The 13,844-nt window shown below is 60.0% G+C and carries 12 protein-coding genes; 7 read left to right on the plus strand and 5 right to left on the minus strand.

Features of this window, described 5'->3' with window-relative positions; genetic code table 11:
- Positions 1-203: 203 nt before the first annotated feature.
- The 6 genes from HMPREF2779_RS06410 to HMPREF2779_RS06435 all read left to right on the plus strand — a co-directional run bounded on the left by HMPREF2779_RS06410 (position 204) and on the right by HMPREF2779_RS06435 (position 6,816).
- The gene (locus tag HMPREF2779_RS06410; RefSeq protein WP_070685281.1) at positions 204-932 is read left to right on the plus strand and encodes a queuosine precursor transporter; all 729 of its coding nucleotides are present in this window, start codon (positions 204-206) and stop codon (positions 930-932) included.
- 107 nt (positions 933-1,039) lie between these two features.
- Positions 1,040-2,494, plus strand: a complete 1,455-nt coding sequence (locus HMPREF2779_RS06415) for an amino acid permease (RefSeq protein WP_070685283.1) — start codon at positions 1,040-1,042, stop codon at positions 2,492-2,494.
- Between the two features lie 233 nt (positions 2,495-2,727).
- On the plus strand, positions 2,728-4,233 hold the full coding sequence (locus HMPREF2779_RS06420) for an amino acid permease (protein WP_105361119.1): 1,506 nt from the start codon (positions 2,728-2,730) through the stop codon (positions 4,231-4,233).
- A gap of 345 nt (positions 4,234-4,578) precedes the next feature.
- The gene (locus HMPREF2779_RS06425; protein WP_083311148.1) at positions 4,579-5,130 is read left to right on the plus strand and encodes an acyl-CoA thioesterase; all 552 of its coding nucleotides are present in this window, start codon (positions 4,579-4,581) and stop codon (positions 5,128-5,130) included.
- An 85-nt stretch (positions 5,131-5,215) separates the two neighbouring features.
- Positions 5,216-5,923: a hypothetical protein gene (locus HMPREF2779_RS06430; RefSeq protein ID WP_105361120.1), complete on the plus strand. Its 708-nt coding sequence runs from the start codon at positions 5,216-5,218 to the stop codon at positions 5,921-5,923.
- A gap of 191 nt (positions 5,924-6,114) precedes the next feature.
- Positions 6,115-6,816, plus strand: coding sequence for a RodZ family helix-turn-helix domain-containing protein (locus tag HMPREF2779_RS06435; RefSeq protein WP_105361121.1), 702 nt, complete (start codon positions 6,115-6,117; stop codon positions 6,814-6,816).
- Between the two features lie 149 nt (positions 6,817-6,965).
- Here HMPREF2779_RS06435 and HMPREF2779_RS06440 read toward each other — a convergent pair whose 3' ends face one another.
- The 5 genes from HMPREF2779_RS06440 to HMPREF2779_RS06460 form a co-directional block, all read right to left on the minus strand.
- Positions 6,966-7,475 carry an SRPBCC family protein gene (locus HMPREF2779_RS06440; protein WP_070685291.1) on the minus strand — a complete coding sequence of 170 codons (510 nt, stop codon included), beginning with the start codon at positions 7,473-7,475 and terminating at the stop codon, positions 6,966-6,968.
- A 32-nt stretch (positions 7,476-7,507) separates the two neighbouring features.
- Positions 7,508-8,818: a tRNA guanosine(34) transglycosylase Tgt gene (gene tgt, locus HMPREF2779_RS06445; protein ID WP_070685293.1), complete on the minus strand. Its 1,311-nt coding sequence runs from the start codon at positions 8,816-8,818 to the stop codon at positions 7,508-7,510.
- A 114-nt stretch (positions 8,819-8,932) separates the two neighbouring features.
- The gene (locus tag HMPREF2779_RS06450; RefSeq protein WP_070685295.1) at positions 8,933-9,871 is read right to left on the minus strand and encodes a Dyp-type peroxidase; all 939 of its coding nucleotides are present in this window, start codon (positions 9,869-9,871) and stop codon (positions 8,933-8,935) included.
- 148 nt (positions 9,872-10,019) lie between these two features.
- Positions 10,020-11,288 (minus strand): glycoside hydrolase family 76 protein, encoded by a 1,269-nt coding sequence (locus HMPREF2779_RS06455; RefSeq protein WP_105361122.1) that lies wholly within the window; start codon positions 11,286-11,288, stop codon positions 10,020-10,022.
- Between the two features lie 163 nt (positions 11,289-11,451).
- A complete protein-coding gene (locus tag HMPREF2779_RS06460) occupies positions 11,452-12,645 on the minus strand; it encodes a pseudouridine synthase (RefSeq protein WP_105361123.1) in 1,194 nt (397 codons plus the stop codon).
- 574 nt (positions 12,646-13,219) lie between these two features.
- Here HMPREF2779_RS06460 and HMPREF2779_RS06465 point away from each other — a divergent pair.
- Positions 13,220-13,804: a TetR/AcrR family transcriptional regulator gene (locus tag HMPREF2779_RS06465; RefSeq protein WP_070685299.1), complete on the plus strand. Its 585-nt coding sequence runs from the start codon at positions 13,220-13,222 to the stop codon at positions 13,802-13,804.
- Positions 13,805-13,844: the final 40 nt, after the last annotated feature.

Genomic DNA, 13,844 nt, shown 5'->3' on the forward strand with positions numbered 1-13,844 from the left:
ATAGCCGGACGGATATAGCGTCCACACTCTTGAACGAAGCCCACAAACCTGCCGCCGGCACGGCATATAGGTACTATTAGATAGGCTCGGGTGGCAGACGAGCCGGTGAGTAGCGCCCTGCATAGCGTGCTCACCCACCACGCGTGAGGGCTCGTACCTTACGTGAAGAAACACATCGCATGAAGAAAGACTTGGGGAAAGTAATGGCTAAACCCGTTAGCGAATCTAAGGCTCAGACGAGCACCGTTACGGTGCCCTGGGCTGGTCGCCGCGGCTACTTTGATCTGCTGCTGGGCGCATCCTGCGTCATCCTGATCATTTCGAATATTGGTGCAACCAAGGGCGTGGAGTTCGGTCCGCTGCCCTTCGAACTGCCCCTCATTGGTAACACCATCGTCACCGACGGTGGTTTCTTCCTTTTCCCTCTCGCCTACGTTATTGGCGACCTTCTTTCTGAGGTGTACGGCTTCAAGCGTGCCCGCCGCGCGATTGTGGCCTCCTTCGCCTCAGCCGCTTTTGCTGCCCTGTGCTTCCTGCTGATCGTGCACCTGCCCGCTGCGAGCTTCTACACCGGCCAGGAGGCGTTCGCGCAGGTTCTCGGCCCGGTTTGGCAGATTTTTGCGGGCTCCCTGCTCGGTTACCTCTTCGGTCAGACCCTGAACGCCTGGGTCATGGTGGCAATGAAGAAGGCAAGCAAGGGCCGTTTCCTGTGGCTGCGCATGATCGTCTCCACCCTGGTCGGTGAGCTGCTCGATACCGTCATCTTCTGCTCCATTGCGGCACCGGTGCTCGGCATCTCCACCATGGAAGCATTCATCAACTACGTACTGATCGGCTATATCTACAAGTGCCTGGTCGAGGTGATCCTCATGCCGATCAGCTACCCGATCATTGGTTGGTTCAAACGTCACGAACTCGAGTACGTGGCATAAGCTAACCTCCTGACAGCTGATGTGCAGAGCCGCCCGGCCTAACGACCGGGCGGCATTGCCATTTCAGCTTTATTCAATACACAGCATGTCTAAGAAAGAGATACGTTATGTCTAAACTGCAGGGGAACACCCCCGAGCAGTCGGAGAAGAACGACTCGTTGAATCGTTCCCTCTCCCACGGCCAGTTGACCATGATTGCGATGGGCTTGGCGCTGGGTACGGGCCTGTTCCTGGGCTCCTCCTCCGCCATTAAAATTGCGGGCCCCAGCGCAATCCTCTCTTACGCTATTGGTTCGATGATTGCGGCAACCATTGCTGCGTGCGCGGGCGAAATGTCCGTGCGTCACCCCGTCCAGGGCGGTTTCGGCACCATTGCGAGCCGATACCTGAACCCCTTTAGCGGCTACCTGACTCGCTGGGCGTATTGGGCGTGCACCGTGCCGCTGGCTGGTGCTGAGCTGGTGGCGGTTGGCCACTACATGGCGTACTGGTTCCCGGACGTTCCCCTGGCTGTGTTCGTTGCTCTCTTCGGTGCGATTATTCTGGTGCTGAACCTGGTGAGCGTGAAGTCCTTCGGCGCCCTGGAGTTCCTGCTCTCTTCGATTAAGGTTTCTGCCGTCATCGTGTTCATGGTGATTGGTGTACTGCTGGTGTTCGTGGGTCTGCCCGGTCACACTGCGGTGGGTACCGCAAACCTCGTGAATGACGGCGGCTTCCTGCCTAACGGCCCGGCATCCATCTGGATTTCGATGGCTGTTGTCATGTTCTCCTTCGGCGGTGTGGAAATGATTTCCCTCTCCGCAGCGGAGGCGAAGGACCCGGCACGCTCGGTGGCAACCAGCGTGAAGGCAATGATTTGGCGCCTGTCCACCTTCTACGTGGTGTCCATGGCAATTATTCTGTGCCTGGTGCCCTGGCAGACCGCCGCACAGAACTCGGAGCTGACCGAGTCGCCGTTCGTGCTCGTCTTCTCTGAACTGGGTATCCCCTTCGCAGCGGACATCATGAACTTTGTGGTGCTCGTTGCTGCGCTCTCTGGCGCTAACGCCTCCCTGTATGCGGCAACCCGCCTGCTGCACGCCCTGGGCTCTGACCGCATGGCTCCCGCAGTGGCTGCCCGCACCTCCTCGCGCGGCGTACCGGTCGTGGCTCTGCTCATCTCCTTCACCGGCGTTGTCGTGGCAACCGTGATGGCTGTTGCCAAGATTGGCGACATCTTTGCCCTGCTCATGGCGCTGGTGACCCTGTGCATCCTGATTGTGTGGATCATGATTCTGCTGACCTACCAGGCGTACAAGAAAGACCAGAAGGACGCCTCCTCTTTCATCGTGCTGGGTGGCCGCGTCACCGCTGGTCTTGCCCTGGCGGGTGTTCTGGCGACCCTGGCGGCAATGTTCATGCTGCCCGGCTCGGGTGTTCAGGAATCGATCATGGTCGGCATCGTCTTCTTCGTGCTGATTTCTATTGGCTACGCCATCTCGTCGAAGGTTCAGGGCGGCTACAAGCGCCCCGATTTGGACGCTATGCATGCCGACGAGAACACCAGCGTGGCACAGCACTAAATAGCGTGAAAGCCTCGCGAGGCTAAAACATAAAAGGCACCGGATGGGGGGAGCACCCCCGTTCGGTGCCTTTTCGCTTTTGTACCCTAGAAGGCGCTGTTCTGAGCGGTGTGAGTGTGCCCGTAGAATAGTTAACTATTCGTACCCATCAACGAGGCTAGAAGCCGCAGACGCCGGGTGCGAGCACACATTGCACATCACGCCCCTAAGGCGTACTGACGGAAGGCACCTTCGTGTCCCACAACGACGATACCCGCAGCCACGCTGCAGCGGGGACCGCCGGATCGCGCACCCTGAAGCGTTCTCTGTCTCACGGACAGATGACCATGATCGTGATGGGTTCCGCGCTCGGTACGGGCCTCTTCTTGGGTTCGGGCACCGCCATTGCGATGGCTGGTCCCGCGGTCATTCTCACCTACGCTATTGGTTCTGCGCTCGCTTCGGTGATTGGCGCGGCAACCGGTGAAATGGCGGTTCGCTACCCTGTCCGCGGCGGTTTCGGTACTATTGCTACCCGCTATCTGGGCCCCTTCGCGGGCTTTTTGACTCGCATCGCATACTGGACGGCTACTGTTCTGATTGCTGGCGTTGAGCTGGTGTCGGTGGCGACTTACCTGAATTATTGGTGGCCGCAGCTTCCGCTGTGGGCGGGTATTGCCGCGTTTGGTGTGGCGCTGATTGTGCTGAACCTGACCAGTGTGAAGTCTTTCGGCATGCTGGAGTTCTTCCTGTCTTCAATTAAGGTCATTTCGATTGTTGCCTTCCTGCTGGTGGGCCTGTGCCTGATTTTCTTCGGTCTGCCCGGCCACGCCGCGGTGGGTACCGCGAACCTCTTCAATGACGGCGGCTTCATGCCGAACGGTCTCCAGTCGGTATGGCTGTCGCTGGCTGTTGTGATGTTCTCCTTCGGCGGTATTGAGATGATCTCGATCTCTGCTGCGGAGGCGAAGGACCCCTCCCGTTCGGTGCGTTCCTCGGCGAAGGCGATGATGATTCGCCTGGCGACTTTCTACGTGCTGGCGGTGCTAATTGTTGTTGCTATCATTCCGTGGCGTTCGGCCTCGGGCATAGGCGATGCGGTGGATGCTTCCCCGTTCGTTCTGGTCTTTGAACAGCTCGGCATTCAGGGCGTGGCGCACTTCGTGAACTTTGTGGTGCTGATTGCGGCACTGTCGAGCGCGAACGCAAACCTGTACGCGGGTGCGCGTCTGCTGCACTCCCTGGCGGCTGACGGCATGGCGCCTCGCCAGCTGGCTCAGGTGAACCGTGCTGGCGTTCCGGCTCGCGCAGTGTGGGCGTCGACCAGCGGCATGGTCATTGCTATTCTGCTGGCGCTGTACAGCCCGAAGGAAGCGTTCCTCTCCATGATTTTCGTGATTATGGTGTGCGCGCTGACCGTGTGGGTTCTGATTCTGTTCGCCTACATCGTGTACAAGCGTGTTGAGCCTGCAGTCAATGGTTTCCGCCTGTGGGGTGGCCAGTTCACCGCGGCGGTTGGCGTTTTGCTGCTCTTCGCGGTGTGGGTTGCGCTCTTCATGGTGCGTGGTTCTATGGTTCCGGCAATTGTGGGTGTGGGCTACTTTGTGGTGTTGAGCCTGCTGTACTTTGCTCGTATCCGCCACACTCACGTGATTGATGAGCAGACCTTTGTGGAGGCTCAGCAGGCAACTGCCGAGTACGACACCATGAAGTACGACGCTGATCATGCCCTGGAGACTGCGGCGAAGCTGGGCCGTTAAGGTTCTGTGGCTGCCGTGAGGGTCGGTGTTGGGGCCTGCAGAGACTCCAACACAGTAATAAACGAAAAATACGGAAAATTTCTGGAATTCCTCGTAACAAAACCGTAAAAATGCAGTTGGCCCTCAGGGTGGGTCTATCATAGACAGTGAACCGTATGATCTTGTATGCGTTCAAATGTCTGTGTGTTGGATGAGGCTCGAAAGCATCGTAGCTTTCGAGCCTCATCGCTTTAACTACCAAATATATTTCTAGCCCCCGAATCATCATCAGCTGATTCATTTGCTGTACCTTGCGGATTCGTACGAATAGCCGCCTCACAGCGGCGGGGGAGTAGAGTTAAAACCATGCAAAGCCAGGAAAAGAACCGCGAAAACACCCCTGAAAAGACCCTCGCCTCTGAGGTCGGTACCACCGATGAACTGCTGGTGCACGTACCCGCACGCTGGGGCGATATGGATGCCTACGGGCACGTCAACAACGTTGCCATCCTCTCGGTCATGGAAGAAGCCCGCGTGGCGCTCTTCGGCCCGCCGCCCTCCTCCGGGCAGAAGCCCACCGTGGCACCGCAGCCTCCGATTCCGCTTTTCGACCTGGTTGCCGAGGGTGTGCAGGCGCTTATTGCCGAGCACGGCATCCGCTACCTGGCTCAGCTGCCTTACACTGGTGAGCCCGTGCCGGTGCGCCTGAGCGTGGAGAAGGTCAGCGCCGCATCCGTGCGTATTGGCTACTCGATTCTCTCCCCGGTGGACGGCCGCGAATGCGTGCGTGCCTTTACCGTGCTGGCGTTCTGGGATTCGGCTGTGGGGCGTTTGACCCGTCTGAGCCCCGAGCAGCGTGAGCTGTTGAGCTCCTACCTGCCGCAGAAGTTAGGGGTAGATACCGGTGCTCCGCTGTAATAAACCGGTCTTGAACGGGGTCAAGCGTATGCTTTAAATACCTTCTGCAAAGGGTGCAAAAGGTTCATTCCCGGGAGAGATAACAATGTCGTTTCACCACACTCAGGCAGGCCTCGCCAGCTGGGGGTGCCGCACGATGCGCGCCACCGGATGCGCTGCCGCCCTGCTCCTTGCTCTGACCGGCTGCTTTGGAGGTTCTCAGAGCGAAAACTCTTCGTCGAGCCCCAGCCCCTCCAGCACGGCTAACCACTCGCAGTACCCGCTCCCTTCCTCCACCGCGTCACCGACGAAGAAGACCGAACCGACCGTCACCGAGACCCAAGTGTCAGCCCCCGCAGAGAGTGCCGAGGCGAAGGCGTCTGAATCCTCCGCACCCGCTGAGGCGAAGGCAACCTCTGCCGCGAACCCTACCGCCGCTGAGACTCCCCGCGCGCCCGAAAAGGTGGAGGCTGAACGCGCCTCCGCCGGCGAGCGCTGCGGACACATCGGACGCAAGGGCTACCTGAAGACCGGTAACGGCGCGGTCGGTCGTACTTTTGCAGGTCCGGTGGAGGTGACTCGCATGAACTTCCTGACCGGCGCTAGCGAGGTGAATACCGCGAATGAGTCCTCGGCTCTGCACGCGGAAACCACCACCGCAAACACGAAGATGATGCACACCTGGGATGTGGTGACTGTGCCCGCTGCTGATGGTAATCAGCTGACCTGTTTCGGCGAGATTGAGAATAGCTCGATAAGCTGCCATGACGGAAACGGCCACACTATTCTGGTGCGTGGCAGGCACGAAGGCTAAACACCCGCGCCAGAGTCAATGAGTTGTGAAGAGCTAAGGAGGGGCTCCCCGCAATGCCGGGGAGCCCCTCCTTTCGTGCTCTTGGGGCTGCCTCGCGAGTTCTTGAGATGTCATATCCGTATAGCTGGCTCACAGGTAGCGTCTTTAGAATACTGGTTAGGAACCCGAACCGATGACGCAGAAAGGTCACCATGCATCCGGCACAGAAGCACCAGACTTCTACCCAGGCTCGTTCTACTACGCTCCGCACCGCTCAGCGCTACAGCCCCGTAGCGCTCGGTGCTACGCTCCTGCTGGCGCTGTCGGCATGCTCCGGAGGCGCTACCACCGCTTCCCCGAGTGCCACCGCAACCCCTAGCCCCAGCGCTACGAGCGCGAAGGCAACCGCCAGCCCCACCCGCACCGCAACGGTCACTGAAAGCACCCCGACTGCCGGTACCGTGCACACCCCCACCGCGGCGGCTACCGTGAGCCCCGGAACCATCACCACCGCAAGCCCCGCGGCGACTGGGCAGGCGAGCGCGGTTGCGAGCTCTTCTGCTTCGGCGAAGTCGAGTGCTTCGGCAAGCGCGTCGAGCACCGCAAGCTTGTCCAGCTCGGATGTTCAGTCTGCGGGCGGTAGCTGCGGCAGCATGGACGCTACCGGCTACCTGAAGCACAACGCTACGGTTCAGGTGACCTCGGGTGCGGTGGATTGCCTGTTTGCGCGTGAGTTGATCCGCCAGTTTGTGGTGCAGAACCCTGCCGAGGTGACCGATAAGGCGAATGGTGAGCGTACCGTCATGTCGGCGCGTTGCTACTGGAAGCCGGGCGACGGCGCGGATCGTGCTACCCCCGAGTGCGTGTCCCTGGATGGTGGCAGCACCGTCATTACCGTGAAGCTGACCAACTAGTTTACGACTCACACCCGGCAGGGCACACCCCAGAAGGAAACACCCCCGCAAGGCACGGGTATTAAACACAAGCGCCGCGTTGACGAATGATTCGTCAACGCGGCGCTTTCGTGTCTCGAAGCTATCTCAAGCAGCTGGCGCGGCGGGTTTTAGAACTCTCCGCGGGCACGGGCGGCGAGCACGTCATCCAGGCGGGCGAAGGTCGAACGCCAGGTGGTGCGCACCTCCTCGTGGACCGAGGCGGGCATGGGACCAATCTCAATGACGATGCGGGTACCGGAACCCACGCCGTCGGCGGTAATCACGGTTTCGGGGAAGAAACGGTGACGCTGGTACACCAGCACGCTACCGGGGTTGCCCAGGTGGTCGGGCAGCTGCTCGGCGTATTCGAGCTCCTTGAACGGTTCAATGCTCAAAAAGCGGCTCTGCAGAATGCAGGATACCGAGGGGTCAACCTCGTTGATCATGGACAGGCGCTGAATGCCGCCGACGACGGGCTCTACGACAACGTCGGTGGGGCGCACGTGCCAGCCGGCGGGGCCGTACCAGCGGACCAGCAGTTCGGGGTCCAGGTAGGCGCCAAAGACATCCTCGACCGGGGCTGCGATCTCGTGGTCGAAGACGAGAAGCTCCTCATCGGGAACATGAGTGATGCTCATAGGGTTCTCCTTAAACGGGTTGAAGAGCGGGTTTAGGGCTTCTTGCCGGAGTAGTAGTTGCCGAGGAACTCGTCACGGTACTCGAAGTAGGTGCCGTCCTTGATGGCTTCGCGGGCGTCGTCCACCATGCGCACGATGAAGCGCTCATTGTGGATGGAGGCGAGGGTTGCCGCCAGACGCTCGTCCGCCTTGAAGAGGTGACGCAGGTAGGCGCGGGTGTAGTGGGTGCAGGTGTAGCAATCGCAGCCCTCGTAGATGGGCGAGAAGTCCGCCTTGAAGCGCGCGTTGGTGATGTTGTAGCGGCCGGTGGGGGAGTAGACGGCGGCGTTGCGTGCCACGCGGGTGGGAGAGACGCAGTCGAAGGTGTCTACACCGTTCTCGATGCCGACGAAGATGTCGTCGGGTTCGGAGATGCCGAGCAGGTGGCGGGGCTTGGATTCGGGCAGCTCTTCGGCGCACCAGCGCACGATGGTGCCAAGGTTTTCCTTCTCGAGTGCACCACCGATGCCGAAGCCGTCAAAGGGCATAGAGCCGAGGTCCTGGCATGCCTTGCGGCGCAGGTCCTCGTACTGTGCACCCTGAATGACGCCGAACAGCGCCTGATAGGGCTTGCCCACGCGCTCTGCGGTCAGGCGCTGGTGCTCAGCAATGCAGCGCAGCGCCCACAGGCGGGTGCGTTCAAGCGCCTCCTCCTGGTAGCCGCGGGAGTTGTAGAGGGTGGTCAGCTCGTCGAAGGCGAACATGACGTCGGCACCGATCTGGTGCTGAACCCGCATGGACACCTCGGGGGTGAAGCGGTGAATCGAGCCGTCAATATGCGACTTGAAGTTCACGCCGTCGTCATCAATGTGGGCGAGGCGTTCCTTGCCCTTTGCCACGTCGTCGTCACCGAGGGGGCGACCGTCGGCACCTTTAGCGTCCGCGACGGTACCCATATCGATTACCTTCTTGAAGCCGGAGCCCAGGCTCATGACCTGGAAGCCGCCGGAGTCGGTGAAGGTGGGGCCGTCCCAGTTCATGAAGGCACCCAGGCCGCCTGCCGCGTCGAGGATTTCGGGGCCGGGCTGCAGGTACAGGTGGTAGGCGTTGGAGAGCAGAGCCTGAGCGCCGAGCTCCTTCATGGATTCGGGTAGGACCGCCTTGACGGTTGCCTTGGTGCCCACGGGGGTGAAGGCGGGGGTCTGGATCTGTCCGTGCGGGGTGGTGATGATACCGGCGCGTCCGCGGAACTGTCCGCCGTTAGCTTCTACACGTTCAGTGCTGGGGGAGGCGGTGTCCGCCAGGCGGCTGGTGATGGTGAAGCCAAAGTCCTCGGTGGGGAAAGAGTTATCTAGAACGCTCATTCTTCTCTCGATTGTTTGCTTTCCGTCTGAATGTCTACACCCTAGCCTACCGGAAAACCCCGCCTCTCTTGCCGGAGGCGGGGTTCACGAGAATTTAGCTGAGGGTAGCTGATCTTAGCCTGCGAAGTCGCCGAGCATATCCACGGTCGGCACGAAGAAGAGGGTGCCGGTCACCGCGGTGCTGAAATCCAGCAGGCGGTCGTAGTTGGCGCCGTCCACTCCCAGGAACATGTTCTTCAGCATCTTCTGAACGGTCGAGAAGGTGCTGGCGTAGCAGATGAAGTAGGTGCCCAGCTCGTTGTTACCCACGGTGCCGAAGGGCATGTTGTCGCGAATAACCTTGAAGTCGTCACCGATATTAGCGATAGCGGAGTGTGAGTTGGCGGGTTTCTCATCCTCGCTCATCTCGATGTCGTCGTGCTTGGAACGGCCAATGACCTTCTCCTGCTCGGAGACAGGCAGGGCGTTCCACGCGGTCATGTCGTGGATGTACTTCTGCACGAACTGATAGCTGCCGCCCCTGTACATGGGGTCGCTGTCACCGATGATGCCGAAGTATTCGCGTGCCGCGGGGGTCTGCGGGTTCTCGGTGCCGTCCACAAAACCGATGATGGAGCGGCCGTCCCAGTAGCGGAAGCCGTGCACCTCATCCAGTACCTCGGCAATATCGCGCAGTGCCGCGGTAATAGCGGACGCCATATCGTAGGCGACGGACGGCTGGGTCGCGCGGATGTGGAAGTGCAAATCACCGGGAGTGGACACCGCGGTATGCTTAGGGCCCCTAATCTCCTCGAACTCCACGAGCTCCTGCGGCAGCGGCTTGGGCAGATCCAGGGTCAGCCACGCGCTGTGGCTGATACCCAGCACAATGCTGGCGTTCTCGGGCGAGTAGCGGTTTGCGGCGGTGTGGTTGAGGTTAATGACGAGCCCGCAGAGGTTCTGGAACCCCTCAATGAGCGCATCCTGGCTGATGCCTTCCTTGAACTTCCACACCATGAAAATGGTGTTAGCGTTCGGGCTGGCAGTGACCTGTTGTGATTCTGAAGCAAGCATAAAATTCACCGTACGCCCGTGTGCACGCCCCCGCAATGAACCCAGCCCTAACCTTCTGCGCTACTGGGAGAATGCGCCGATGCGAGAACGCACCGCTGGAAGAAGATTAGGGCTGGGGTAAAGCGCAGTAGCTTTTAGAAGCCGCGCTTTAGAAACTGTGGGAGGCGAGGTACCGCGCATGCGCCAGACGCGCCGCCGTCTCAAAAATAGTCCACGCCTGCACCTGAGCGGACAGCTCCACCGGCGCGCCGGGTTTCACAACCTTGCTCATCGGCTCGGTGAACCGCGGGGAGAACTGCACGAGCGCCTTACCGCGAATCTCATTCGGGTCAATGCCGTACTCGTTCATCGGCAGGTTGGGGTCGAACTCGCGGCGGCCCTCCCACAGGGCGCGTGCGGTCGAGTACACCAGGGTCGAGGCGAGCGCTCGCGCCTCATCACTGAGCAGCGGCGAGGATGCCGCCATGCCCAGGTAACGCACGAGAATGCCGGTGAACAGACCACCGTCGCCGTCGCCGTGAGAGATGAGGATGCGGCGGCGCGCACCGGAGAGGAACTCCACCTCTTCGGTCATGTGCTTGACGATGCCGACGATGAGGCGCTCGGCGCGTTCTGCGGGATCCACCTCGCAGGGCACACCGGAAGCTGCGAGGCTCAGCAGGGCGCCCAGGGCGGTTCCCTGGTTGTAGGTGAATTCGCTGCGCTCGTACTCGTACTCGTACTCGTCGCCGCGCACGTTCACGCCGTCAATATAGAGCGAACGTTCTGCATCCCAGAGGGTTTCGTTCATCCAATCCATGAGCGCTGCAGCAGTCTTCGGGTCGCCCGCACGCGCATACGCCAGAGCGGTCGGGGCGGTTGCCGCAGCATTCACAAAATCACGCTTGGACTTGCGCCAACTCATGCCACCCACCGGGGAGAAGCCCTTCGCCAGCTGCTCGAAGAGGGCGGCGCCAGCATCCTGGGCGGCAACATCATTAGCGCCGGTCAGTTCAATGCAGAAGGAATTCATGCGGCCCACCGCGAGGGTCAGCCACGCCATATCGTCGAAGTAGTCGTTCGCGAAGCGGCCGTAATTACGCACGTTAATGCCGTGCAACAGCGCGCGGGCGCGGTGCAACTGCTCCTGGGCGGCAGTAATATCGCCCTCGCGCAGGTGACGCTGACCGGCATCAATCACGCAGTCCAGCAGGTGTGCCTGCCACCAGTAGTGCCACGCGTTCAGGCGCTGGCTCAGCGGGCGCGGGTCGGGAACCTGCACCGAACCGATGAGGGCGCCGGGAATACCGAGGATGCGGTGCACGAAGGTGTCGGTGACGCTGTCGGCTGCGGCAGCGGCGTGCGAGGAGGTGCGCTGGGCATACTCGCTCATCGACTCCAGAGACTGCTCGTTGTGGGAAGACGGCTGGGAATTCATGGACCCTCTGTAGTTGCGGTGAAGTATTACGTCTGAAATTATCCCATTTTTTGCCCTCTGAGCGCCCGGATGCTGTGGGCGGGCTCTCGGGTGTGACCCCTTTTCGAGAGCCCGCCGAGAAGATGCACCGCAGGGAACGGAGTGAGCACCACTCAAAAACCGGTTAGGAGGCGGCAGCCAGCGAACGCCCGCTGTATAGATCCACCGGTTCGCCGGTGATGGGGTGCTCAAAGTGCAGGCTGTACGCCAGCAGCTGCAGCGGGTACTCCGGGCGGTCTGGCGCGTCGGGCAGCACCTGCGGGTAGAGCACATCGCCCAGAATGGGGGAGCCCAAAAGGTTCAGATGCGCCCGCAGCTGGTGCGTCTTACCGGTGTGAGGCGCCAAATCATAGAGCGCCCATTCTCGTTTTTCGTTCAGCATAGGCTCGGCACGCCACCCCTCAACCGCTTGCGCACTCGGGGTCAAAGTCCGCAGAATCTTCACGGTCGTCAGCGTATTCGGCTCCACACCCTGCGCCGCGCACTCTTGCTCAGAAAGCTGCTGAACCTGCAACTGATCGCGAATCTTCTGAATATGCGAACGCACCTGCAGACCCTCCGCACTCAACGCCTGCTCGGCGGCGGCAGCATCGGCAGGAACCGGCGCCACGGCACGGTAAGTCTTCGACACCTGACGGTGCTGAAACATCATCTGGAAGGGGCGGCGCGCCTCAACGGTCTTGGCAAAAAGCAGCACGCCCGCGGTCGGGCGATCCAGGCGGTGAATCGGAATCAGTAGGGGGTTTTGCTCACGCACCCGCAGCTTGGTCAGCGCGGTCTGCGCAATATAGGAACCGCGCGGGGTGGTCGGCAGAAAATGCGGCTTATCAATCGCCAGCACGTGCTCATCCTCGTAGAGCACCGGCATGTCGGAGGGTAGCTGCGGCTCATCGGCAAGCTCACGGAAGTACCAGATGCGCTCGCCCGGCATATAGGGGCTATCGCCGGTCAGAATCGTGCCGTCGTCCAGGCGCACCTCACCGGTGTTGAAGCGGGTGTGAATAATCTGCGGGTTGTTCGGGTAGAAGCGCGCAATCAGGTAATCCGCAATGGTTGCCGGAGCCGTATTGTTCGGGGCGGTATTGTTCGGTGCAGTGTTGCTCGGGGTGAGCTCGGCGGGGAGTTCCTCCACGAGCGGCAGAATCAGCTGAATCGGGTCGATACCGTTCTTCTGAGCCAGCGGAGGGGTCAGCAGACGGCGATGCGTGCGGCGTGCAGGTTTTGCCTGGTAGGCAGCAGACTGTATTCCCTGCTGTGTTTTGGGCTGAGAGCTGGACTGTGAGCTGGGTTGTGGGTGTGCGGTGTTCTGTGCGGGCATGGCTCTACTCTACCGCCTGAACCCTATCGCCTGAGCGGGGTTAGAATCGAGGTAAGCTGAGCCGGACCGCCTGCCGGATGGGGCGGCTAGAAATATTGCCGTGGGCTTGGGTGTGGGGTTGCGGAAGACAGTTTTGTCTGACACTCATGAATGTTTGTGCGAATATGTGGAACAGAAAACGAAAACTTCACAAATTTTTGAAATTATTGGACATTTAATTTAAAAAAACTACATTAATTTTACAAAAAACAGCGTTTAAGTGCGGTATTTTCGAAAATGCTGTCAAATCATAAATCAATAACCCTCAATTTAGCCCCTTTGGTTTTTCTAAGTATAAAAGATGTAAAGCAATTAAAGACATGCTAACCTGGGCACCCTACGTCATAAACGCCTTAATAAAGGCTGAAAGTAGCCTTAAAGCGGTACGATTAAGACACAGAAGTTCGATATTTCGAACGAATGGGTCGAAATGGGGCAGAAACAGCGCAAGGATGCAGAGGTTAAAGGAACACTCCCAAATACAGCGGTGCAATCGGACAATTCCAAAGCACCGGAAAATGCGATAGGAGAGGTTATGGAACATTCACAAAAGAATGCGGAGCCTCGCACCGGTGCCCTGCGTATGGAGCCGCACGAACGCGAGGAGCAAATTCTGAAAATCGCTGCAGAACATTTCGCTCGCCGCGGCGTGCTCGGTGCCTCCATGAGCGCTATCGCCCGCGATGCAGGCATTACCCGCGCCCTGCTCTACCACTATTTCCCCGGCAAGGGCTCCCTGGCGGCCGCTGTCACCCGACGCGAAGCCAACGCAGTCCTTGAGGCCCTGGGCGAGCATCACGAAAACCCCGAAGAGGCGTTGCGCAATGCGCTACGCACGTACTTCCTCGTTGTAGCCGGCGTTCCCACCCCCGGTGGGGAGGACTTCCCGAACAACCCTACCGACTACCTCGAATGGATGCTTGAACGCACCGGCATGCCGATTAATGACCGCACCCGCGTCATCCTCGGAGGCTGGTTGCAGCTCGTCGACTACTTCGCCATGCACGTCGTGCAGCTCAACCCCCGCGATCAGCGCACCGTTCGCTCCCGCGGGCTCGGGCTCGAAGAAGCTATCGACCTGTGCCTGGGTGCCGTGGACACCCTCACCGGCGGCTACTAGCCGCCTCAAGAGGTGACAGGTCAGCGTAGGACTTCCCGCT

Origin of the sequence: Rothia sp. HMSC069C03 (assembly GCF_001811075.1) — a bacterium.
GTDB lineage: Bacteria > Actinomycetota > Actinomycetes > Actinomycetales > Micrococcaceae > Rothia > Rothia mucilaginosa.